Origin of the sequence: Pseudomonas sp. SCT (genome assembly GCF_003864275.1) — a bacterium.
In the GTDB taxonomy this organism is placed as follows: Bacteria; Pseudomonadota; Gammaproteobacteria; order Pseudomonadales; family Pseudomonadaceae; genus Stutzerimonas; species Stutzerimonas stutzeri_AE.
Genome location: NZ_BDJA01000006.1, coordinates 1 through 21,757, shown reverse-complemented (window position 1 = coordinate 21,757; position 21,757 = coordinate 1). Strand labels below are relative to the sequence as shown.

The 21,757-nt window shown below is 49.9% G+C and carries 18 protein-coding genes; 4 read left to right on the top strand and 14 right to left on the bottom strand.

Features of this window, described 5'->3' with window-relative positions; genetic code table 11:
* Positions 1-116: 116 nt before the first annotated feature.
* Genes BHD08_RS15410 through BHD08_RS15400 form a run of 3 tightly spaced genes read right to left on the bottom strand, consistent with a single transcriptional unit; the run spans position 117 to position 5,429 of the window.
* Positions 117-725: a hypothetical protein gene (locus tag BHD08_RS15410; protein WP_125023360.1), complete on the bottom strand. Its 609-nt coding sequence runs from the start codon at positions 723-725 to the stop codon at positions 117-119.
* Complete coding sequence (locus BHD08_RS15405) at positions 700-4,041, bottom strand: site-specific integrase (protein WP_125023358.1); 3,342 nt, start codon at positions 4,039-4,041, stop codon at positions 700-702. The genes BHD08_RS15410 and BHD08_RS15405 overlap by 26 nt, the downstream gene beginning before the upstream one ends.
* Positions 4,038-5,429 carry a site-specific integrase gene (locus BHD08_RS15400; protein WP_125023356.1) on the bottom strand — a complete coding sequence of 464 codons (1,392 nt, stop codon included), beginning with the start codon at positions 5,427-5,429 and terminating at the stop codon, positions 4,038-4,040. Before BHD08_RS15400 ends, BHD08_RS15405 begins: the two co-directional genes overlap by 4 nt.
* A 365-nt stretch (positions 5,430-5,794) precedes the next feature.
* On the opposite strand from BHD08_RS15400, the gene BHD08_RS15395 reads away from it, so the two are divergent.
* Positions 5,795-6,817: a DUF4238 domain-containing protein gene (locus BHD08_RS15395; protein ID WP_125023354.1), complete on the top strand. Its 1,023-nt coding sequence runs from the start codon at positions 5,795-5,797 to the stop codon at positions 6,815-6,817.
* A 57-nt stretch (positions 6,818-6,874) separates the two neighbouring features.
* Here BHD08_RS15395 and BHD08_RS15390 read toward each other — a convergent pair whose 3' ends face one another.
* The 6 genes from BHD08_RS15390 to BHD08_RS15365 form a co-directional block, all read right to left on the bottom strand.
* Positions 6,875-7,543, bottom strand: coding sequence for a competence protein CoiA family protein (locus tag BHD08_RS15390; protein WP_125023353.1), 669 nt, complete (start codon positions 7,541-7,543; stop codon positions 6,875-6,877).
* 107 nt (positions 7,544-7,650) lie between these two features.
* The gene (locus BHD08_RS15385) at positions 7,651-8,601 is read right to left on the bottom strand and encodes an endonuclease (RefSeq protein ID WP_125023729.1); all 951 of its coding nucleotides are present in this window, start codon (positions 8,599-8,601) and stop codon (positions 7,651-7,653) included.
* A gap of 33 nt (positions 8,602-8,634) precedes the next feature.
* Positions 8,635-9,669 carry a hypothetical protein gene (locus BHD08_RS15380; protein WP_125023351.1) on the bottom strand — a complete coding sequence of 345 codons (1,035 nt, stop codon included), beginning with the start codon at positions 9,667-9,669 and terminating at the stop codon, positions 8,635-8,637.
* Positions 9,669-11,309 (bottom strand): hypothetical protein, encoded by a 1,641-nt coding sequence (locus BHD08_RS15375; RefSeq protein WP_125023349.1) that lies wholly within the window; start codon positions 11,307-11,309, stop codon positions 9,669-9,671. The genes BHD08_RS15380 and BHD08_RS15375 overlap by 1 nt, the downstream gene beginning before the upstream one ends.
* Before the next feature lie 3 nt (positions 11,310-11,312).
* On the bottom strand, positions 11,313-12,119 hold the full coding sequence (locus BHD08_RS15370) for a hypothetical protein (RefSeq protein WP_125023347.1): 807 nt from the start codon (positions 12,117-12,119) through the stop codon (positions 11,313-11,315).
* Between the two features lie 5 nt (positions 12,120-12,124).
* Positions 12,125-13,552, bottom strand: coding sequence for a hypothetical protein (locus BHD08_RS15365; protein ID WP_125023345.1), 1,428 nt, complete (start codon positions 13,550-13,552; stop codon positions 12,125-12,127).
* A gap of 393 nt (positions 13,553-13,945) precedes the next feature.
* Between BHD08_RS15365 and BHD08_RS15360 the strand changes: the two genes are divergently transcribed.
* Together BHD08_RS15360 and BHD08_RS15355 are read left to right on the top strand one after the other, a co-directional pair.
* Positions 13,946-15,415: a nucleotide excision repair endonuclease gene (locus BHD08_RS15360; RefSeq protein WP_160128660.1), complete on the top strand. Its 1,470-nt coding sequence runs from the start codon at positions 13,946-13,948 to the stop codon at positions 15,413-15,415.
* Position 15,416: 1 nt separating this feature from the next.
* The gene (locus BHD08_RS15355) at positions 15,417-16,385 is read left to right on the top strand and encodes a hypothetical protein (protein WP_125023340.1); all 969 of its coding nucleotides are present in this window, start codon (positions 15,417-15,419) and stop codon (positions 16,383-16,385) included.
* Positions 16,386-16,573: 188 nt separating this feature from the next.
* Here the strand turns inward: BHD08_RS15355 and BHD08_RS15350 are convergent, their stop codons facing one another.
* From BHD08_RS15350 to BHD08_RS23530, 3 genes are all read right to left on the bottom strand, one after another.
* Positions 16,574-16,960 (bottom strand): hypothetical protein, encoded by a 387-nt coding sequence (locus BHD08_RS15350; RefSeq protein WP_125023339.1) that lies wholly within the window; start codon positions 16,958-16,960, stop codon positions 16,574-16,576.
* A 121-nt stretch (positions 16,961-17,081) separates the two neighbouring features.
* Entirely contained in the window at positions 17,082-17,903 is an 822-nt protein-coding gene (locus BHD08_RS15345; protein WP_125023337.1) for a GIY-YIG nuclease family protein, read from the bottom strand.
* 396 nt (positions 17,904-18,299) lie between these two features.
* Positions 18,300-18,701: a 3'-5' exonuclease gene (locus BHD08_RS23530; RefSeq protein ID WP_125023335.1), complete on the bottom strand. Its 402-nt coding sequence runs from the start codon at positions 18,699-18,701 to the stop codon at positions 18,300-18,302.
* A gap of 49 nt (positions 18,702-18,750) precedes the next feature.
* On the opposite strand from BHD08_RS23530, the gene BHD08_RS15335 reads away from it, so the two are divergent.
* A complete protein-coding gene (locus BHD08_RS15335; RefSeq protein WP_125023333.1) occupies positions 18,751-19,341 on the top strand; it encodes a hypothetical protein in 591 nt (196 codons plus the stop codon).
* A gap of 224 nt (positions 19,342-19,565) precedes the next feature.
* Here BHD08_RS15335 and BHD08_RS15330 read toward each other — a convergent pair whose 3' ends face one another.
* Together BHD08_RS15330 and BHD08_RS15320 are read right to left on the bottom strand one after the other, a co-directional pair.
* Entirely contained in the window at positions 19,566-20,033 is a 468-nt protein-coding gene (locus BHD08_RS15330) for a hypothetical protein (protein ID WP_125023331.1), read from the bottom strand.
* Positions 20,034-20,603: 570 nt separating this feature from the next.
* Complete coding sequence (locus BHD08_RS15320) at positions 20,604-21,689, bottom strand: DUF4113 domain-containing protein (RefSeq protein ID WP_125023329.1); 1,086 nt, start codon at positions 21,687-21,689, stop codon at positions 20,604-20,606.
* Between the last annotated feature and the right edge of the window lie 68 nt (positions 21,690-21,757).

Here is a 21,757-nt window from a genome sequence, read left to right as displayed (position 1 = left end):
AGTAAATCCATTTGCCTGGCGCATTCGTCAACCAGAAGGTTTGGACGATAACATATAAAGAAAGAGCTAACTCAGATGGGTGATACTAATACAGTCTTTTGCTCGTTGTGTAACCTTCAGGGTGTACCTGATCGTTCTTTGATCCACTGAACAAATGCTTTAGTCAGAGCTGAATCAACAACAACGATTTCTTCCGAACTTATAGTTGAGTTGATGTCAGTGATTTCGCCCTTATCATTTATTTTTATGCCGATGCTTAACGTATATGCTAAGAGTTTCTGAAGTGCAGAGCAGGTGAGATCAAAGTTCTTGAGTGTTCTATCGGGGCGAATGCTTGCTGGCGCTTCTTGGATATCACGCAGAGTGGCATCGACTGAGATGTTTGCTTTTATGTAATTGTGAAGTCGGGAAATATCGCTATGTAAATTTGATATGGTCAGGTCTCGTTTTGTTATTTCGATAGGATCGATTTGAAAACGTTGGGCATTGATGTTCTGCTCTGAATGCGTATATATAAAAGAATTTAAAGTCTCTCTATATCTACTGTTTCGAAGTAATGTTGTCCAATGCATTCCCGTTTTTGGTGCTAGATGTTTCGCTAGCGTGGTTATATCATTGAAATTTAATCCTCGTGGCTGTTTTTTTAATTGAGAGTTAATGAGAAGCAAAGTGCTCGCCTCTTTTGCTTCATAGTATTTCTTATTTCTGCTTTTGTTCTGATTCATTTAATAGTGTTGCGCTGTGGTCATGGCGATTGTCCATTAGTAACACCAGCTTCGATAAAGTTAAGTTGTTCGCTTTCATTATCGATTGAATTTTGTTAATCGCTATTTTTGAATAGTTTGGCATGTCAGGTGGCGTAAACGACATGTCACGTGCTAACCGATTCAGACGAGACATAAAATTGCCGCCCTTCATATCAGGATAGTCGCGGAGATCACATAGTGTAGCAATGAAAAGAGAGAAAGGACTGTCGCTGGGTATGTTCTTAGGCGAACATTTGTGTAGTATTTCGGGCTGGCGTACAAAATAGCTACAATCTTCTTTGCTTAGAATGTCAACTTGAGCTTTAATCTGCTCTGATATCAAAACCAATGCAACATATTCAAATTTGTCGACCATCAATCGAAATACTAGTTCGTCTCGTTTTTCTGCTGGGGTTTCTTCGTCAAGTAAATTCAGTTCATTTTGGTGGTTTGATATTGAGAATGATAATGCTCTTATGCGTGCTTGTATGCCGTCTAGATGTTCAATGCTATAGACGGCGATAGGGCAAAGTCCGCATCGTTGGACATCTCGTGTAGAGTCTGTAACAAATTTTGGGCATTTACCCCCTAATGGACAGATGCAATGATCAAAGAAAGCTGTTTGATCAAGCGGGCTGCTTTGACAGTATATGAGTCCTGACTTAGGCGTGTCGATAAATAATGAGTTAACGGAAAACATTCCAAATTGATCGATTGTGGCACTGCGGTTTTCCTTAAAGGCCTTTTGCAGAGCTGAGTCTAGCAGGGATGGACGTACTCCTCGGACATCAAAGACTCCCTCATCGAGAGTCTCGGACATCGCTACAGTCAACTTTTCAGACTGTGTAAGTGATGCAAAGTAATCAACTTGAGGTTTGCTATAGATCTTAGTTGCTAATGTGTTTTTGTGTCCTGTTTGGAGAGCTATCTCTTCAAATTCAAGCCCAGCATATCTACACCAGGTAACTAGATTTGTTCGCATTGCATGGGGAGTATGCGTTGCTAGCAGAGATAGCGGACAGTGCTGATAAGTTTCACCAGTGGTTTCGTCTTTGATATCGCGTACTATTGGCGACCATCTATCCTTGAATACTTTTTTTCCAATAGGGTTTAGATATACAAAGCAGTGTTTCTCTTCATGGTGGTGGTTGTATATTTCCTGTGCTCCTAAAAGCATCAACTTCCATATTGCTGAATAGGCGTCATCGCCATATGGCCTTCCCGTGTAGGCGCCAAGGTCGTTGTATAAGCCACGTGGGCTCCTAAACAAAGGCCTAAAAGATCCATACTTTCGGTCGTCGCCCTCGTAATACACAGGAATAGGTGCTGTGTGGCAGGTCTTGGTTTGAAATTCCTTTTCTAGGTTCAGCATGTCCATAATGTCATTCTGAATCAAAGCCACACGAGATGGATTCGTCTTGTCTGTTGTTATATAGATCAGCGTTAGATACAGACCCGTAAGTTCAGTCTTCGTGAACTTGTCGTATTCATCCAAATCTAGCCATTGGAGATTCTGCATGCGTTGACCTGTAAAAAATTCAGTGGTCAGCATGCGGGGCACTGACAGCCATGGAACATTTGTACAGATCCTGATGTTGCTAGAATTAATGTATTCACCGTAGTGCCACGAGAAAACATTGGGAATTTTATTTATTTCTATGGTCTTGATCTTTCCATTTATGTTTGTAGTGATTTCTGTTTGAGCGTCTAGGGCAGATAAATCAAGCCACTCCTTCTTGGCGGTCTCGGCTGATACTTGGATTTCATTATTCAAGCATCTTAGCTGGAGAGACCGGCCAATGTGTTCTATTGCTCGAAAGTATGCCCGAAGAAAAGGTATTGATCGTAGTGGAAAGGGGACTTTATCGGAGGGGCGTCTTGATCCACTACCGTCGCTATCATATTGTTTGTCGACAGGATTAACAATTAACCCCTTAGATGGACATTTTTTTATTGTGTTCATCTCCTTGTCATAGTTTATGCAGGCGTTGAACAGGTTATGTATTACATTGATGAAATTGCTTTTTGTCGCTTTTGACTTCCTTGTGGAATATAGTGTTAGTGCAGTAGGGGGCAAGATAAGTCCACCTAAATCTAAGTCATCATCACGAAACCAGAAATAGACTCGATCAAACGTGTGTGGCGAGTATGGATACGCTAAGTCTCGGCTATTTGTGGCGTTCCACCACCGCGGAAGGAAGTAGAACAGGTAGTCCATAAATAAGTACACATCTCTCAGAATTGATTTCATGCTTAGCGATCCAACTCTTCGTTTCTCTTTGGCTATAAAGTAGTTGATATATGGTATCCACTCGCGTGTAATGCTGTTAATGTCTACTTCAGGATTAGTTGGGTAGAAGCTGAAAATTATTTCTTTTATGCTTCCTCTTCTTGGTCGCTTGGTTAGTAACGAGAATTTATAGATCACGGAGTCTACGTCAAAATCAGGCGTGTCCTGATAAAGGGTAGACTTGCTTTTGGCTGCATACTTAGCAATAGACGCCTTACGACGTTGTTCTTTAGTTAGCTCGGCTCTTGCCCATAGCTGTTCAAGTGTTTCGCTTCTTAGGTCTACAACTGGATTGTTTGCGGTGCTTGCATAAAGAATAAGCGCACTTGGAGTACGTTTATCTATTAGGGTAGGGTGTTTTTTTGCGAACAGCTTTGCCCAAGCTGTTATTCGACTGGAGCCCCTGCTGAAGTTTGGTCTTGAATATTCATACTTTAACGCCTCTAGTAATTCGTATTGGTCAACGTCCTCAATGGATGACCAAGAGCTTGCATACATAATTTTTCTGTATTTATTGAGGTGTTTCGGTTCGCATGTTTCTGATTTTGCTAACTGTAGTATAAAATTGTCTGTTTTTTCGTAAATATATTTATCTATGCAGTGTATGCCGTTGTGCTTAAAGTCCAACGGCAAAGTAATTAGCCGTTTGAACCAAAGATCAACTAGCAAGTACCGGATTGGTGTTTTGAGTCCTTCGAGTTCCTTTGGGTTCTTTATTTTAGAGTTTAGAAGGGCTTCATATTTTACAGCGTCCTTTTCATTAAACTTTGGTGATTGTGATAGCAGGTATAGCTCTTCAATTAGTTCTAAACTTCTTGTGCTGAAGTTATTAAATATCAGCTTAAGGTAAGCGTTGCAGCGTGCATTGTATTCGGGATTGCTTGTTTTTTTTACTCCTGCTCTGTCCCTGTAAAGATTTTCACTTGTGTTTTTCCAGCTTATTTCAATTCCCCTATATAACTCTTGGGGGTCGCAAATTAGTTGTGGTTTTTGTGTTAGGTTCATTTCCTTTCAATCTCCTCGCTAGCCTTGGATCTATAAATCTTTGCGAGGTTTTCGTAATTTGAAGCGATAACATGATTTATGTTTATTTCGTGGTTTGCCGAGAATACAATTCTGTCGGCGGCCTCTAACTTCATGATAATTTGTTCGGCTTTCTTCTTTGCATATTTGGCAGTAGATTTAATTCCCTTGTGTCCCATGCAGATCTGAACCTCTTCCAATAGGAGGCCGGGCTCGGGCCGTCCTTCAAGCCAGACATGATTCAAAAGGTATACTCCATAAAGATGTCGCAGCGAGTGGATGCTGTAGAGCTTTGTACTTTTGTAGTTATTATAGTCTTTATAGATCCTTTTCTGAGACTCCTTGAATGAATCGTTTAAGGTTCCGTTTAGCGAGCTAGATGCCATTCCGTAGTAAAGTGGTTCTCCGTATTTATATTGTCCGTGATATACAAATAGATAGTCGTGTTCAGTAGTTGGTCTCACTGCAAGATAGTCTTCAAGTGCTTTAAAGAAGATTGTTTTAATTGGTTCGAACATAAATACGAGTGCTGTTTCTCTACCTTTCCAAGGTAGCTTAAGCTCTAGGGGGTAACTGCTGCTCTTATGTAGATTGTACGGGTCGGGAATTCTTAGTTGGCGTGCGTTGATATCTATTAGTGATAGTTGCAACGCTAGCGCTTCGCTTATCCGAAGCCCGCCTGCAGCTAATAAGGCGAATAGGCACCTGTCTCTGGCTGAAGATGCCCGGTTACATAATGGAATAACAAGATCTAGAGGGAAATCCTTTCCAAAGAATACGTCTCCTCTTTTATCTGGAGCTGCAATGGCTGTCGGGTGGGTATGCTTTCCTCTCGTGGCAAGCCGAGCGTCCATGTTTGAAAGGATTATGCTGTTCCTTACGATATTTTCGTTTTCGTAATATCCAATATTTCTTGGAAAAGTATCGCTTCGGAGGGGGATTTCTGTTTCTCGTTGTTTGTCTAAATGCTGAAGCTGTGTTCTCCAGGCTTTATTAAATTGAAGTAGGGAATTTACGGCTGCGATTCGGGGTGTGCAAGACGATTTGGTAATAGGCAGTCGCCCGAGCCGTAATGCGATGTCTGAAATTTTTTCGTCCGAGCTATACCGACTGTCAATCAAAAAATCAGGATACGCTTCTATATAAGTGTCCAGACTTTCAATACTGGTCGCCGAAAGGTTCAAAAAACATCCAGCTTCTATGAGATAGTCGAGGAACTGAGATACGCCTGTGGCATAGGAAATTAAAGTGTTACGGCTTTTAGATTTGCTTTTCAGCTTTCTAATGTATCTGTCAAAAATTTCGATCTTTTCGCCGTTAGGGCCAAGAAGCAGTGGGGGTTCAACGCTTACTAAAGTGACGTTTTTCATTTTCCAATCGCTCAAATTGAGACTTCAGAAATAATATTGCATGTATTGACAGATGGCTTGAGTCGTGCTTAGATTTAATAGTGGATCAGTTCCGCTCAGTTCTGCTATCTTTTTTTATACATTTTAGACATTAATAATCCGCAACCGATTCTATTTGGCTATAAAATATTGCCAAATTAATTGATTTTTATCTTATATATAATTAAATGTTTTAAAGGCTGCAGCCTTCAGAGATAGTGCCTCGTCTAGCGAGTTATTTCAGATGAATGTACTCGCTAAGTTGACCATCCCGATCTGGCGTGTCGTCATTTAAGGACTCGAGAGTGCTGTCTCCTTTGGTACGATGATTCCCTGGAAACGTAGATATGCAGCAGGCTCGTAGAGATAACCACTATGTACCCAAGCTGTACCTAAAGCAGTGGGCTGATCAAGGGCTCATTTCTACCTACCGCTTGTTGGTTCCAAACGAAAACGCCCCCCTATGGAAGAAGCAGTCCCTGAAAGGAATTGCATTCCATCAGCACCTCTATACCTATCTATTAGGGCAGGAGGAGACAGACGAGATTGAGCGCTGGCTCGACAGGGAGTTTGAGAGCCCAGCGCAAGAGGCTATCCGGCGGGTTGTTCAAGAGGAACGCATGGAAGCTGAGCACTGGAGAAGACTAGTACGTTTCGCCGTTGCCTTGGATGTCCGTACTCCTGCTCGACTAAAGCAGTTCATTGGGCGACAGAACGAAACGTTACCGGCCTTAATGGATAAGACCCTCCAGCGCTCCGTCCAGAAGCTGGAGGCTGCAGTTGCGCGTAACGAGCCGATCCCGCGACGAGTCGAAGAGGATGACGCTTTTTCGATTTTCAAGATATCCATCGAAACGCGATCAGATGGAAGTAAACAGGCAAAGGCAGAAACCACCGTTGGACGGCGGCTATGGGTCTGGCAAATGAAGCATCTGCTTACGAAAACGCTTGGTCGTTTGCCTATGCAAAAGTGGACGATATTGCATGCTCCGGCAGGCATGTCTTGGCCTACCTCTGACAACCCTCTAATCCGCCTTAACTTTCAAGACTCGAGGAACTACGACTTCGGTGGCGGATGGGGAGTGAAGAATGGAGAAATACTGCTCCCCCTTAGCCCGAAGCATCTGCTTTACACCTGTATTGGCAACAAGGTTTGGCCGCGGGGAACGACTCTGGATGCGATGACTGCTCAGATGATGCGGAAGATTATCATCGAACATGCGGATCGCTATGTGTTCTCGCGAGATCCCAGCGATGTTCACTTGATTCGCCCCCGGTTAGTTTGCACATCGACCTATAAAAATGAGCAAGCATTCTGGGAACGGTGGCATCAAGAGCAGTGCAGGGCTGAAAGAGAGTTACTGAGCTGATTGATCCAATTTGCGGCTTTAGTAATCCTATGGGGGTTACCAGGGAGGTTTGTTTAGTTACTTCTCCACCGAGTCAAATTCAGACGAGGTGGAAGACGGGCGGAATGCTGATCTCTGCTTAGCTGTGCGGTTCACAATAACGGCGGCGTGGCAGTCAGACGAGTACGTCAAATTGTATATACCACTCTTCAGGCCGAAATGAGGATGATTGTCTTGCTCGATATCTAGCCAGAGGGAGGCTGTACGTTTGTGTCCTTGGAAGGCGTGCGTTAAGAAGAAGATCCAGCTGTTGTCGCCGCGTCTGCGGTGCTTCAGTCGATAGTCTTGGAATTGAAATCCCCCAAAGGCTTTGGCGTTGAAGATTACAACTGGCTTGAGATCGTGCTGCGCTGAGGCGTCTATGAAGGCCTTTAGTGCAACTAAATCCAGTTTCTGAGCAAGCATCAGGGAGAGGCGCTTCTCGGGGTGGATTCCATCGAAGTCTACCCCGTTCAAGCTGGTCTCCATCTCCCACTCACCTGAAGCGTGATAATGACGTATCCAGCTGTACTGCCAGAAGGTCGCTGTCTTTCGATAACTGCAAGCTTGGCCTGGCTTATGGCTCCAATGCCATTCGTTAATATCGCCCAGCTTGGGGGTCAGCTGCCCGTTGCAGCTGGGGCAAAACCCGTTCTCTTCGCGTGTTGCGGGTATGCGCCTCCCGGCTTTGCTATTTGCTAGATACATCGAGCAATCCTTCCCTGAGTCGGCTCATTTGAACCCATTACTAGCCCAGATTCGTGGCGCTAGGCTCCCTTACATCGCACGAGTTGGGCCGCTTTCGATCGTCAAAGCTATCGACAGTTGCCTGCTTTCCGGTAACCGCCAGCAACAGCTTTTGCTTCGGTAGCGAACGGTACTTGGTTTTTTGGAGATACCTTATCGTAGCTAGGACAGCCCTCGGGCAGGTGGTAAATCCTACTGTTGCGGTTGCCGATGACTACACCCACATCGGCCTTCTCAGTAGGCATTGCTGTCGCACGCGCAGGAATCGCGCTAACGAGTCCCTCGCGGGTCGGTTTGTGCCCAGCACTCCAAGAACGATCACCAGTGATGAACGGATTCGAGTGGCCCATGACCTTCGAGGTAAGGTTGTTCCACTCCTTTTCCCAGGTGGTTACGGGATACTGGCGATTCCATGCCATTAGCAGCTGTTGCTGTTGGCGAGACATGGAAAGCCCATACCGGTCGAACATGTAAAATGTCGCCCTTGCCACGATGCCTTTAGCCTCGTTTCGTGGTTCGGCGGCACGCTTTTTAAAGTCGACCCGCGTCGTGCATGCTCCGTATTGTGGCGCTTGGCCGGTGACCATGCCGTAGTTGAAGTTGCTGCGGTCACCGTTAACCTCACCAACAGATGGGTACAGGTTGAACAGGTCTGCCTCCATTGCTCGGAAGACCGGATCATCTGTTATGCAGTTCTTCCGTCCGCCGTTCTGCCAGCATTGGCGCTGATGCCCGAACGTCCATGCAGGCACGATGTGCTCCCACTCAATCCGAGCGGCGCGGTTCTGCTGTGCGCGGGTTTCATAGCCGCAGGACTTCGGGTCGATCCTTCCTCCAGACTTGCCAGTCCATGTCCATTGGCAGCCGCAGTAGAGCTCGCCCTGTGTGCTTGAGGACTGATCGAAGAAGATCCTCTGCTTGGCCAGCACCTTGGCCGCAGCGAAATTGGATGGGGCGTCAGCGAGCGTGTTCGAAGAGAGGAGGAGTGCGGCGACGGTCGCTATTAGGAAGCGAGTCATATGCGCAACGGCCAGCATTTGCCTTCGCCCTTGTTATCTGCGTTTCTCGATTTTGTAGAAGCTGCCCTCGATCATCAGCCGCTTGCGGTCTGAATTGACCGCATCGGTAATGGTGTTATCGAGTAAGACGAAGTGTCGGCAGTCCTGCTTCTTCGACTGCTCGAATATTGGGCGAACAGAGCCGATGAATTCGGGGTAGCTCACGTCTTTGTTAGCCAAAATGCGCTCGATATTAGGTAGATCAGCTGCGTCCTGATTGCGACTTTCCGGCCAGGCCGGACTGACCGTGAGCGCTTCATCACGCAAGACAAGCGAGAACAGCAGTTGCGTCTTACCAGTGACCTCGTCGGCCCAGCAGGGGGGGAAATCCATACCGCCGCGAGCATCGAGCTTATTCTGCAGGTAAACCATCTGTCCGCGCAGGTTGGCGTTTTCACGCTTGAGTTCGACAGGGTTCAGTTTGTTGGTTTTGATCTCCCGGTACGCTTTAGCGTCAGCAACCACGGCGCTGGTTTGCTCCAGCCGCGTCAATTCGAGATCTTTTGGTGCCTGGGCGGCGATCAGCTTGCTTGCTTCGAGAATCTGGTTTACCTCGGCTTCAATAGTCTTGTCACTAGGCGCGACGCCTAGTTGTTCGCTGAGCTCTGACATCACAACCAGTGACGTTCGGATGTGATCGAGCGGAGCGTTGCTGTCCTTGCTCATCTTCTCCAGAACCTTCTCCAGTTCGACCATGGCGGTCAACTTTGCATCCTTTTCCTCGAGCAGCACCTTTAATCGCTCGTTCTCAGACTTGGCTTCGGCCGTCTGTACGAGCTTAGAGATGACTTCGTCGGGTTGTGTTGCCCCCAGATTTTGAAGTTGCCTACTGATGAAGTCCTTGGCTTGGGTTAACGCAGCGTGTTGTTGCTGAAGCACCTGTTCGCTCTGAAGCTGAGAAATGAGATCGCCTTTTTCGCGTTGCAGGGCAACGACCATCATGCCGAGCACAAGCATTAGCAAAAAGGTGAGCATGAAGGCAATTTCGGTCAGTGAGAGCTGAAAGACCTGGTCGTTCTTGCCTGACATCAGCTCTTAGCGCCTTCAAGCAAGCTGTGGTCGATAGCCTCGGGAGAAGATGCGCCCGATTCAGCCACTGCGGCAAGAGTAGGGCCTTTGTGGGCCCCTTGTTGCACCAGCGTACTCCTGATGACCTCATCAAGCTTGCTGGCAAGCCGATTCGAACTGTCGGTAGAGCACACGACCTTCTCGATCGCACCTGCAAAGCTTTGCTCGTTTTGCTCGAGCGCCGCTTTCATGATGTGAGCTGACGCAGTATTGCTTTGCAGGGCTTCGCGGATTTGTGCGCCCATAGCTTCAAACTGTGCCCGCGAGTCATTGACCCACGTCGGAAGCAATTCAAGAGTTGCTTTCAGGCCATTGAGAAGTGTTTGTTGATCATCGTGGGTCTTCTCGGCGGTACTTAGCAGTTTGGAGGTGACTTGCTGACCTTGGCTGATCTGAGTGACCAACGCGCTGACCGAGTCGGACATTTGATTTGCTGACTTGGCCATCACGTTAAGGTTGGTGATTTGCTGGTCAAGGCGCTCATTTACAGTCTGCTGTTGTGCTGATAGACGCGTGATAGCCGCATCGCTTTGAGCCGATTGCTTCAGGGCTAGCTCATGACTGGCGCTGATGAGGCCTACCAGACGTGTTTGCTCCTCAGCAATGGAGCGCACCAGCTCCATGGACGAGTTCATAGCCTCACTCTGCTCATTGATTTTCGAGATACTCTTCTCGACAGCTTTGGCCGCGCCGTTGATATCACGCGTGACGAGGCGCATGACCTGACCAACATCGCCCGCCGAGTTGTTGAGCTCGTTGAGCGGCGTGTTCAGCTTCTGAGCAAATAAATCATCCGGAAACGCAACGGCCTCGAGTCGAGCATTGACGGACTTGGTGAAGTCGCCGACGCTGGTGTCGAGTCGTACAAGTGATTCGCCTGTTTCACGGGCGTATTTTTCCACGACAAGGTTCAGGCTCATCGAGGATTTCTTCAGCTCCCGGATATTCTCAATGAACGCGTAATTGATCCGCTCGGACAATTCCTTGAAATGGACTGCCATCTGTTCGGACAGCTCTTTGGCGTGCGCATCCATGCGGGCAGCGCTCTCCTTGGCCATTTCATCGAAACTCTCACGGACGGACTTCACCGATTCGGTGGTCGCCGTTAAGACCTCGCCACGAAAATGAACCAGCGCCTGAAAAGCACGGGCATATTCGTCGGTTAGCCGGCGAGAAGCATCCACCGCGCTTTGCTCATGGTTGCGTAGAGCATCTTCCATATTTGGCCGAAAGCTGACCAGGATTACCCGAACCGTTAGCCCAACAATCGTACTGATCATCGCCACGCCGAATCGTGTGGCGATGGTGATCATGTCGTTCTGGATATTGGGCAAATCGATCAGGCATACGATGATCGAGGCGACGGTGAAAATGAAGCCCAGGTAATAGCAGGAATCAGCAAACTTCTCGTCTGAGACGTCGGACGTCTTGTACTTACCTCCAATTACGACATACGCAAACATGATCGTGATCGGAGCGATGAACCCTGTGAACAGGAGTTCACCGAGCAGATAGCTAGCGACTAGGCAAACAATCTTGGCTACGCAAGCCGTCGCGAACAGAACCGGCAGCTTGATTTGAAAATCAGCTTCCTTACTCATGATTCATCCCTCAAAGGTATCGATTTCGACCAGCTGCGCGCCGCAATTGTCGAAATATTGCTCCCAAAATGCTGCCTGCTTGGTGGTTTGCAGATTCGGATAATTGATCAGGTAATTAAGGTGCACCTCAACTCCATCGAGGCTGGCTTGCGACTTTCGCCCATAGGCGCCAGCCGAGAATGTCTTGAAGTCGGGTAGGCTCTTGAACATGCTGAATTCAGGCATATGCGGCAGCATGTCAGAGAACACAACTAGAGTGCGGGGGCCTTGTGCATCCACGCGGTTAAAGCCATTGATGGCGGCCAGTTGCAGCATCTCAAAGACAGGAGATCGGTCAGACGGCTTATCGAGCGTGATCCGCTGGCGTAACTGCATCAGGGGCGACCTGAACTCCTTGATGTACCGCGCCTTGATCTGAGCTGGGTTAGAATTGAGCTTGGATTTGCCTTCGCCAGTGCCTGGGTTGCACTTCTCGAAAATCGGCATAGCGTTGTCGGCAAAGGATTCGCCGAGCACAAACACCGAAATCATCTGCCCCTCAAGCACTTGCTTTTCAGCGAGCTCTTTGAATCGCTGAGTGAGCGCCTGGCGCTGAATGAAATTGAGGGGCTCTGTATTATCGACTAGGACAACGGTATGACCGGTCGGGCCGGAGGCGGGGCACAGGGTCACCGGATCGGGCGGCGCCTCTGTGTTGAGCAGCAGGTACACCACTCCGGCCAGTAGTCCGGCAATGGCCAGGCCCACGAGCACAATCAGCACCAGAGTTATATTGCTCTTCTTTCTTGCAAGTTTGCTGCGACGGGCCATGAACGTTACGCCGATTTAAGATGATCGCGAAGGGGAGTGACCTGGTCATAACAGCTCACGAACGCGGACTGTATCTGGCCCCGGATAGGTTCGACCTGAGCCAGCAGCTCATCGAGCAGCGCTTCCTGGCGCGCGATGTCTATAAGGTCGTCCTGAAGATCCACTTCTTTGGCTTCAACCGGGGGAAGGAGAACCTTCTCGTTGAAATACGCGGGAGCAGGGGTTTTGCGGTGAATGGTGTTCTCGGTTCTGAACAGCTCGATCAGTGCATGGAGCATATGCTCTGCCTTGCCCTGATAGTTGGTAAAACGTTGGCCGGCGAGAGACTTGTTCTCGGCGAGCTCTTTTAGCTTGACGATGTCACGTTTGGCAGTTTCCAAGGTGCTGTCTAGCGTCTTTTCAAACTCCTCCTTTAGATCGCTCAGCTCATCGCGCACTAGCTCAACCTGACTGTCGTGCAGGGCGCGGGCTTCAATAACGCGGTCACTTGTGCTGCTGTATCCGGGGTAGATGTCACCCCAGGTGAGGCCCTTGACGAGCGCAAGGATGGAGAAGATCGCGCTCATCAGGAACAGGATGATCGAATCGATGCCGTGAAAGCCGAACGGCGAAGCGAGCATGGTCTGATGGGCGATTGCCATAGCATCACCATCAAGAGTCACTACTGCAAACGCGTCTCTTAGATGGGTGGTTATCAGAGCGATACCAAACAGTAGTGCCAGTGCGGCCAGCAAGCTGATTACACCGATAAGCTTGGCAAAGGGACTGACGTGCCACAGGTACTTCAGGCCCTTTTTACCTATGAAGAAGCCGCCAAGCACGTTGATCGCGGAGAGCATGCCCGCATAAACAAAGCCCTGCGCTAGGCCGCCGGCAAGCCCAGCCGAAAAAAAGTAAGCGTTCGCAGCGCCTTCCAGGATTACGAGCAGGGCGATAATGAGAATCCACAGCCAGCGGGAGAGAGCGCCCATGGGCTGCTTAGGCTCACGATCTAACCGATTCTTTGCCTTGAAGAGCTCTAGCTCTGTTGTCAGCCGCTGAGCTTCGGCATCAAGCTGATGCAACTCATGATCGTGAGAGGCAATCACATCATTGGCGCGTCGCTTGAATTCTTCCGATGACTCGCGGGCGCGGTTGATATCCTTGGTGACGTCAAGCTCTGACATATGTCGCTTCAGATACACCATATGATCGTGCGACCAGCCGATCACCTTGTGCCGGTATTCTTCGATACGCGACACGATGCGCTCTTCTATGGCACTGAGCCCCGTCTTGTCTTCCGGTGGGTTGTTGTGCACGCCCATCCGCCGCGCCTCGTCCACGACGCCCAGCTCTTTTTTCAGCTCATCGAAATCCAGAGGGTAGAGGGCAGGATTGTCGCCACTGGCAGGGGTGGCCTGCATCCAGCCAAACAAAGATCTGACAATACCCATACGTCCCTGTCCGAATATCGAGGATTAATCGGGCGCGATCAGACGCTTTTTTTCAAAGAATTTCAAGCTTTGAGATGTTCATCTCATTCTTATTCGCTTCTTTGCAACAGATGGCTTCCTCGCATAGCTGAGCGCCAAGCGTGGCAAGGCTTATGGCCCCAGTCCCACATGAGTTTGACTGGCTTGGTGTAGGTGATGGTCGTAGCTCTGAAAACGCTGTCATCGGCGTGTCGCGGGTGCGGGCCTGCCACTGCGCGCCAAGAGCACTCCGTCCTGCCTCGGCTCACTCCACGCACATCTTCAATCCGTTATTCCAGCTGGAACCCGTACTGTCATTTTGATAGCGTCAGCGTCGTCGCTGCGTCTCAAGCAGGAAAGTTTCGGGAAGGAATCATGGGCCCACAATATGAACAAAAGTCACTGTCTCCATTGGCGTGCCTTATCGTCGATCGCGCGATTGAGAACACTAATCGAAAACTGATCGCCGGGTTTCGCAACAAGAACAATTCCCGTCCCAACGCCAAGAAAGCTGACCCGTTGACGACAGGAAAGGACACCCTTGCTGCTACGTCAGCGCAAAGTGCGATGGATGTTGCCAATCGAGGGGTAGCGTGGAAAGAGATTCTGCTGAAAAGCCTGTCAGCGGGAATCGGTTCACTTGCTACCTTGCAGTTTGATGGCGAGATCAACCTCAGCGCTGCTGATGCCTCCGGCACCAGTAAACTGCCCGATAAGCCCGGCGTTTACGTGGTGTATGACGCGAGTGGCAACCTGGCCTACATCGGCGATAGCACGAACATGCGTCAGCGTTGGCAGGACGGGCATCTGAATGACCATAAAAGAGGGAACAAAAAAGGCGAACCTTACAAGCTTTCCGAGCAAATCGAAGCGGGATGCAAGATCAAGTTCATAACTATGGATTCGGCTGAAACGGCTGCAGCCCTAGAAGCACACTTAATCAAGACCGAAAAGCCACCGATCAACAGTCGCCAAGAACTGCATCAAGAACAAGGTATCCGCAGCAACATCGAAGCTAAGAAGCTCAAAGACACACTCGGAAATGCCACTGACGTCGCACTGGGTGCTGGCAAGGAAGCGCTAAAAAATTCAGGCTGGCAATTGCTAGAACAGTTGAGTTCCGCCGCTATCATGGCGATTAAAGACGAGCTAGTCGACGTGTTCATGGGTGGAACTGCTCGGCTGAAACAGCGAGTGGAGCGTTTTCTCAAGAAGATCTGGGCGGTGATCGAGAAAATCATTGAGGCACCCCTGAAACTGCTAAACGGTATCGTCGAATTCATCGTCAATGCCCTGTCCAAAGCGATCCGCCAGGTCTACAACCTCGCTCGCAACCTTTTCGATCTCGCTCACGGCGCATGGCAACTATACAAAGGCGCACAGTCGATGAGCCGAGAAGAATTGATCAAGAAGATCGTCGAGACCGTAGTCGTCAGCGGCACGCTGGTGCTATGGGACGGCTTGGAGCCGGTCATAGAGTCGCAACTAATACCGCTAACAGGGGTGGCAGCACCGTATATATCTTGCGTGCTGTCAGCCATAGGCTTCGGGCTATGCAGCTATCACCTACAGAACCTCGTACCCCCTATTGTCGCTTATTTGGTGGACTTCAAGACCGGGTGGAGCGAGTCGCTGGAAGCCAAACGAGAGGCCGCGCTGCAGCTTATCAAGGTAGAAGAGAACGAATGGCTGATGGCCGAAGGGCTGATCGAATATGCTCATTCGGTAGAGGCCACGGCTAAAGAAGTAATGCAGCATCGCGAACGACTGGCCCGGCACGTTAGCGTGCGTGCAATTGACTTTTCGGCGCTCTTGCCGACCAATCGAATTATGCAGGAACCCTGACGTGTTCAATTTTTTGGGTGGCAGATTTGTACTTACCGGGTTGGCGGCTGACGAAATAGCACTACAACCTGCGCAGCAGTTGCTTCCGGCGCCTCGCTCCGAAGAAAACCAGCTGAAAGACTTCCATGAAGGCCTGCAAAAGCTCAACGCTGCGATACAGCGTGGCACTAAGACCAGATCGCAGCTAAAGGACTTTCAGAACCAGGGCAGCTGGAACGCGTTCTGGGGTGGCTTGTCGGGAAGGAGCGACAAAGACCTCGCCCGATTGCTGACAGAGTTTGGCGCGAGTCTTGAAGTGACGCAGAGCGTATTGCAATTGGTAACCCAAGTGCACACCGTTAATAACAACGTGCTGCGCGGCTTTAATGATGCCCTGGTGCGAGAGATCGAGCGTCTACAAGCGGATGCCCAGACCCTGGAAGGCAACCAAAACGGCGCGCTCGTGGTGCTCTACGAGTTCAAGCACCAGATCGATGAGCTTTTGGTGCTGTCTGATGGTTACGAGTACTGCAAGAACGCAGTGAACCAATTGGCCGCCGCGCAGAACAGCCATGAGATGGAGCTTCAGGAGCTGACCTTGGCCTTCTCGAACGGCACCCGGATGCAGGAGCAGCTTAACGTAGCATCCTCACGCCAGTTAGCCGAGCAGGCCGAAGCACAAGGGGCCCAGCAGAAGCAAATCGAACGAGTGAACCAGCTTCTCAGTAGCGAAATCAATACGAGGGAGCGCCTTTCAGCTTCAATGACGGCATCGTTGAACGAGATCAACCAAGTGGTTAGCCAGCGCTTGGAAGGCATAGAAACGAGGATGTGCGAATTACTAGAGAGTCAGCAACAAGCCCGCAGCCGAATTGAGCAGGTGGAAGCGCAGCTGTTGGCCAAGCCTAGCTGGGTGCAGCAGCAGGCCATAGCTCTTTTCGCTGTGGTGCTTTCTAGCGCGACGCTCGCCTTCTTGATGTTGGGCTCTTGAAGTAACCGTGTGGAAGGCAACGGTCGTGATTATTCATACCGTCAGAATTGTCTCGTTTCGTATCCACCTTTTGCTTTGGCGGTTGGTGTACTGCTTTGGTAGCTTGGGTAGATTCAGTATCATGGAAGAGTAGCGATTGTGCAGAGAGCTTGATGGGCAGGCTCTCTGACATAAGGCGACGACTGGACTTATGCCTTGTTGGCGTCGTGCTCAGCTTTGCGAGCTCTGAGGATGTCGTAAGCAACTCGGCGTTCTACATTATCACCGCTGTTTTTCGCGATCTCGTAGAGTTCTCCGTTCAACTTGCGCTCGAAGATTTCTTTTGTCTTCATACGTGCTTCGTTTTTCTTTTCGATATCAGCTCTCGCCTTTTCGAGTTGCTCAGGAAGGTTCTTAGCGACATGAAGCCCTAAATTCCAAAGAGATTTACCGATGAGCTTGGCGCTAGAGGTTGCTTTAGACTTCACAGTGCCGTAGCGAAACTCATCTTTGGTTTCGTCCCAAGCATCGCTGAGCTTGAACTCAGTAAAGAACTCTCGTGGAGGAAGCTGATCATCGTGATCTAGATCTTGCATGTCGCAGTCCTTAGCCTATGCGGCCCATTGTTGGTATCCCTATCCAAATACCCTTGGGACGAGGTTCTTTTAGACAGGGTTCTTAACTTGCTGTCACTGGTAACAGTAGGAACGCAGGTGGCTAGTTGCGGTTGTAGCCAAAATCTCGGCTCAGCAATATCTGTTTCCAATGGTTTTCCCGCGCATCAATCTCAGGGGTCATGGCGTGGAGATCAGTGACCTCCAGAATTGAGAAGCGAAGGTGATACTGCCGATCCGGCGGTGCATCAATGCCGAACTCTTTTTTGAGGGCAACGTTGCCCCCGTGCGTAGTAGCCGCGTAGGTGCACCAACGTCCCCAGATTCCACTCTCACCGTCTGCTTTGCCGACATACAACTTGCCGGTCTCAACGTCTGTTATTAGATAAATGCCTTTAACGCTGGACAAAGCTGCACGCCAGGTTGGGATGTTCTGACGTACCACGATGTCCAGATGCTCCTTGGTCAGATTGACTGACTTGAAACCTGGAAAATCACCGATGGTAAGCCGCCTAGGCAACAGTTCGGAGATGACAAGATCATTCGCAAGCGTCTTACCCTTTGGATACGAATGGCGATGCTTGTACGTGCTCTTAAGGTAGAGTCGACCGACCCATTCTTCGGCCGCTTCGATACGCTCTAGTTCGTATAAATAGTGGCTTCGTGGCTCGGTGTGATGCGAACGACCTTTCCTGCGAAATAGTCCAGCAAATAGCCAACGGGTAGGGCGTCCCGCCTGGATCAGCGATACGACATAATCTTTTTCGAAACTTCGCTGGGATTGCCATGACTGCCACTTATCGAAACGGCCCTCCAGAAAAACATCCAGAGGATGTTCCTTGCCGTTGAATCGCGCTAAGTGAACCTTCGCGCAACCGGGTGTGAAGTCAGGCTCCCACTGTTTCAGCAGATCAAAGAGCAGCATCGAGTGCAATCCGTGTGAGTCTCAGCACCGCCGACAGAGCGCGACGGAATTCGCGGCGACGATCATTCATGCATGATGTCGCATAGCCATTATAGGGCTGAGATTACTGGACATCGCTTTTGATGGCCAATAGAAATGGCGGGGTACGCGAGCGTTGACGGAGCCGTCAGAATGGCACTTCGCTAGGTTACGGAGCGATGCTCTTCTCCAAAAGGCCCTTACGTTATGTTGTTGAACCTAGGTGGGGTGCTCCAATGTGCCCATATTCCTTGTGACGACAGGACTCCGGATCGTCGCTGCGATAGTCAGAGCATCCCCAGTACTTATACTCTGCCTTGTACCTCATCTCGCCCCCGCTCAAAGGGCAAATCGGTATCTACCAGCTGCAGCTCGCATTCACGCATTGCCGGAATCGCCCGACCATTTCCTTGGGTGCGTTGCACTTTGTGCAGCCATTCTCGGTGTGCCCGCAGCGGGGTAATTAGTGCACCCCATGAATACCCTGCCTGTCTTCCCGTTGGTGCGAGCTGTCAGATGACCTTGCTTGCAGACGGGGCAATGTGCTTCTAGAGCATGTAGCTGTTCGCTAATTGCAGCGAATTCATCCAGATCCAGCGGATACTCGTTTTTGACCAGCTCCTGTACGAAGGGCGAGCACTTGCGCATGTCACAGGGCAGGTAAACCCTGTGCTTGGCGCGCGTCAGTGCTACGTAGAACAGGCGGCGTTCCTCTGCATGAGGAAAAGCCTCCCCCTCAGGCAGCAGTGATGCGGCATAATGACATCGCTCGGTAGCCACTGATAACCTGCTAACGCTGACAAGAATTTGTGCTCTGGGGAGAGTGTCGATGGAAAGTGGTCTAAAAGCAGATAGGGAAGACCGGATAGCAGTAACGGCTAAGCGTAAAATAATGAAAAAGCCGACGCCAAAGTCTGATCCGATGCCAGCGCTTGATAAAAAAGCGAAGATAGTTCCTACGAAACCAGAAAAGACAGATAAGAATGGAAAGAAGCTTCATCCCTCCCAAGTTATTGACGATGACATTAAGGTCACCGCTTACATATGGGGTGGATGTGGCTTTGTGGCGGCGATGGTTTCATTGTTTTGCTTTATGGCAGATAGTAGAGAAAGCATAGATCTTGGGATCATATTTGGCGCGGTTGCTTTTGGTTTTATAATATACTGCAACATCTTGTATTCCAAGTCTGGAGCACGGGACGTTAGATGTGCAAAGTGCAACTCGAATTTGGCGAAATGTGTTAAGGAGTCAGAAGATTATGCAGGTACATACTCGGTCAGAAGAAGCGTCATAAATAATGTAACACGGAAGGAAGAGGAAATCTCTGTCACTAAAACAGATTTTAAGGTGACGAAAGAGTGGAAGTGTGGTCTTTGCTCTAGCGGTTGGAAAACCTCTTACATTAAGACTGTAGGCTAATCTAATTAAATTTATTCCGCCTGACACCACCAGTGTTGAATGCGCGATATTGAGAGGCAATAGCTGATATAATAATTATAAGGGTGACTACGGGGGCAGAAGGTATCACACCGCTGCTGATTATCAGTTCGGCCATGCCGAGGTAACAGCGTCCTGTCCTGGCCTTTGGGGCTGGCTGAGCTTTCCCCTGCGTGGGGAAGACGACCAACACTGAAGGCCTAGCATTAACGCATTCGATAAATCTTGGATTCGACGTCAGAAATTTTGGACTCAGTGTCACTTATCTTACGTTTGATGTCTCTGATTTTGTCTTCGCTTTCGCTTATCCAGCTTTTCATCTTGTATATCTGATCGTTAACGTCTTGTTCTTTCTTTTCGTGATCTCTGATTTTAGTGAGAGCAGCCTCCCTGACTTCGCTTCTGTTGCTAAGGGCGTTTTTTTGCTGACGTTCTAGCCATTCAAGGGTTTGAGGCGAAGAGAGGCGCTGGAGGAAAGAGTTGGCTTTGTACAGCCGTTCTTCGTTCTTTCGAATATTTTCTTCAGTGCGGTGAAGAGCGTTGCGCATCTTCGACAAGCTCTCTTCCCATCTATCGACGTTGTCCTGCAATCGCCGAATTTGGTCTTCGCGGTTATGTTGTCGGTTGCGGTAGTCCGCTAAAGCAGCAAAAAACAAAGCGTCTTTAAAGCTCATTCAAAAGATCCTACAGATTGAACGTTCTGTCGCGCCCTCATAAAACTGCATGATATAATATCCTAAAATGGCATCAAGCCTCTACTGTCAAATAATTAGAAGAATAACAATATCAGCAGCTCCCGCAGCTCCCGCAGCTCCCGCAGCTCCCGCAGCTCCCGCAGCTCCCGCAGCTCCCGCAGCTCCCGCAGCTCCCGCAGCTCCCGCAGCTCCCGCAGCTCCCGCAGCTCCCGCAGCTCCCGCAGCTCCCGCAGCTCCCGCAGCTCCCGCAGCTCCCGCGGCGCCCACTAACGCCAGCAACCTGATCATCTCTCTATACGCGCTCATATCCCTGCTTTCGCTTGTGGTCTCGGGCGTATGGGTGTATTCCGGCCTCGACAAAAAATCGAACTGTTAGATCTGCGTGTAAATGTTGTCTCGGCGCAGATTCAGGCCTATCGCTGGGCTTAAGGAGTTTGAGGCGTTGAAGGGAAGCTGGACAAAGTTCGATGAAGCGATGCTCGCTGCGGTCATCTCGTTTTGGTTTATCAACTGTCCGCTATTGGCCGCAAGCGGACAGCTCATTCAAACCTATCCTCGCACGCCAATAACTTCCTCCCAGCGTGTGGTGTACCGCTGGCTTAGCATCTCCCGACGCATCGCCCAAACCGGTGCAGCAGGCACTCGCCCAATACGCACAGTGTCTCTTCCTTCTCTGCGGTTGATCTGGTCAATAACTGCCATCAGTTGCTGTGTACCATGGCGTGGTTTGGGTGCGAAAAGATCCGGTGTCAGCTCACCGCGCTGGCTCAGATTCATGAGCAAAATGGAACACTTGGAGAACGGGTAGCCGGGACGATAGATCTGCCCTAAACCGCGCTGGGCCAAGGCCAAAATTTCGCGGGTATCGTCTGTTGGGGAGGGTAGGGCCAACGTGATGGCATCGGCGTAACGTGGCGCATTGCGATCAGCCAGCTGGGTCTGAAGTCCGACCTGGATAGTGCTGCACAGGGAGTTCTGCGCGCGCAGCTTCTCGGCTGCTCGAGCCACGTAGGCAGCTAGTGCTTCCCGAATCGGCGGTAGCTCTGTCTGACGCGCTCCAAACATCTTGCTCGAGCAGATGGCTTCCTTTGGAGGAGGGCCTTCATTGAAGCCAATACAGCTCACACCACGCAGTTCACGCGCCGTGCGCTCCATAGTCACACCGAACGACTTTCGCAATGTGCCAATGTCGAACTGAGCCAGTTCCCAAGCAGTAGAAATGTTCAGGGCTGCTAGCTTGGCAGCCGAGCGGTGCCCCACGCCCCACACCTCTGAAACTGGTGCCAACCGAAGCAGTTTCTCTTGGCGGAAAGGATCAGTCAGATCGAGCACGCCGCCAGTGCTCTTCCATTTCTTCGCTGCCCAATTCGCGAGTTTGGCCAAGGTTTTGGTCGTGCTTACACCAACCCCAACCGGCATGCCAATTTCATGCGCTAGACGGTCGCGAATGCTTCGGCCCAGCTCAGCTGGGTCGGCAACTCCGGCCATGTCGGCCCAAGCCTCATCGATGGAGTAAACCTCGATGCCCGGCAACATCTCTGCCATCACTCGCATCACCCGATTGCTGATGTCTGCATTTATGTGTAATAGAAAGTCAATAAGAACCGGGCCATGCTCGCCCTTGGAGCTTCTCATACCCAACCGGTATGGCTGTAGCTTCTGAGGAGATCGCCGTCGCTCACCGGATCATCCGGTCATCCTGT

Bases quoted from the DNA above. Each gene is read 5' to 3' on its own strand.
- BHD08_RS15410 (WP_125023360.1), bottom strand. From the start codon at position 725: ATGAATCAGAACAAAAGCAGAAATAAGAAATACTATGAAGCAAAAGAG.
- BHD08_RS15350 (WP_125023339.1), bottom strand. From the start codon at position 16,960: ATGCAAGATCTAGATCACGATGATCAGCTTCCTCCACGAGAGTTCTTT.
- BHD08_RS15395 (WP_125023354.1), top strand. From the start codon at position 5,795: ATGCAGCAGGCTCGTAGAGATAACCACTATGTACCCAAGCTGTACCTA.
- BHD08_RS15385 (WP_125023729.1), bottom strand. From the start codon at position 8,601: ATGACTCGCTTCCTAATAGCGACCGTCGCCGCACTCCTCCTCTCTTCG.
- BHD08_RS15405 (WP_125023358.1), bottom strand. From the start codon at position 4,041: ATGAACCTAACACAAAAACCACAACTAATTTGCGACCCCCAAGAGTTA.
- BHD08_RS15320 (WP_125023329.1), bottom strand. From the start codon at position 21,689: ATGAGAAGCTCCAAGGGCGAGCATGGCCCGGTTCTTATTGACTTTCTA.
- BHD08_RS15380 (WP_125023351.1), bottom strand. From the start codon at position 9,669: ATGTCAGGCAAGAACGACCAGGTCTTTCAGCTCTCACTGACCGAAATT.
- BHD08_RS15345 (WP_125023337.1), bottom strand. From the start codon at position 17,903: ATGCTGCTCTTTGATCTGCTGAAACAGTGGGAGCCTGACTTCACACCC.
- BHD08_RS15390 (WP_125023353.1), bottom strand. From the start codon at position 7,543: ATGTATCTAGCAAATAGCAAAGCCGGGAGGCGCATACCCGCAACACGC.
- BHD08_RS15375 (WP_125023349.1), bottom strand. From the start codon at position 11,309: ATGAGTAAGGAAGCTGATTTTCAAATCAAGCTGCCGGTTCTGTTCGCG.
- BHD08_RS15360 (WP_160128660.1), top strand. From the start codon at position 13,946: ATGGGCCCACAATATGAACAAAAGTCACTGTCTCCATTGGCGTGCCTT.
- BHD08_RS15365 (WP_125023345.1), bottom strand. From the start codon at position 13,552: ATGGGTATTGTCAGATCTTTGTTTGGCTGGATGCAGGCCACCCCTGCC.
- BHD08_RS15335 (WP_125023333.1), top strand. From the start codon at position 18,751: ATGGAAAGTGGTCTAAAAGCAGATAGGGAAGACCGGATAGCAGTAACG.
- BHD08_RS15400 (WP_125023356.1), bottom strand. From the start codon at position 5,429: ATGAAAAACGTCACTTTAGTAAGCGTTGAACCCCCACTGCTTCTTGGC.
- BHD08_RS15370 (WP_125023347.1), bottom strand. From the start codon at position 12,119: ATGGCCCGTCGCAGCAAACTTGCAAGAAAGAAGAGCAATATAACTCTG.
- BHD08_RS15330 (WP_125023331.1), bottom strand. From the start codon at position 20,033: ATGAGCTTTAAAGACGCTTTGTTTTTTGCTGCTTTAGCGGACTACCGC.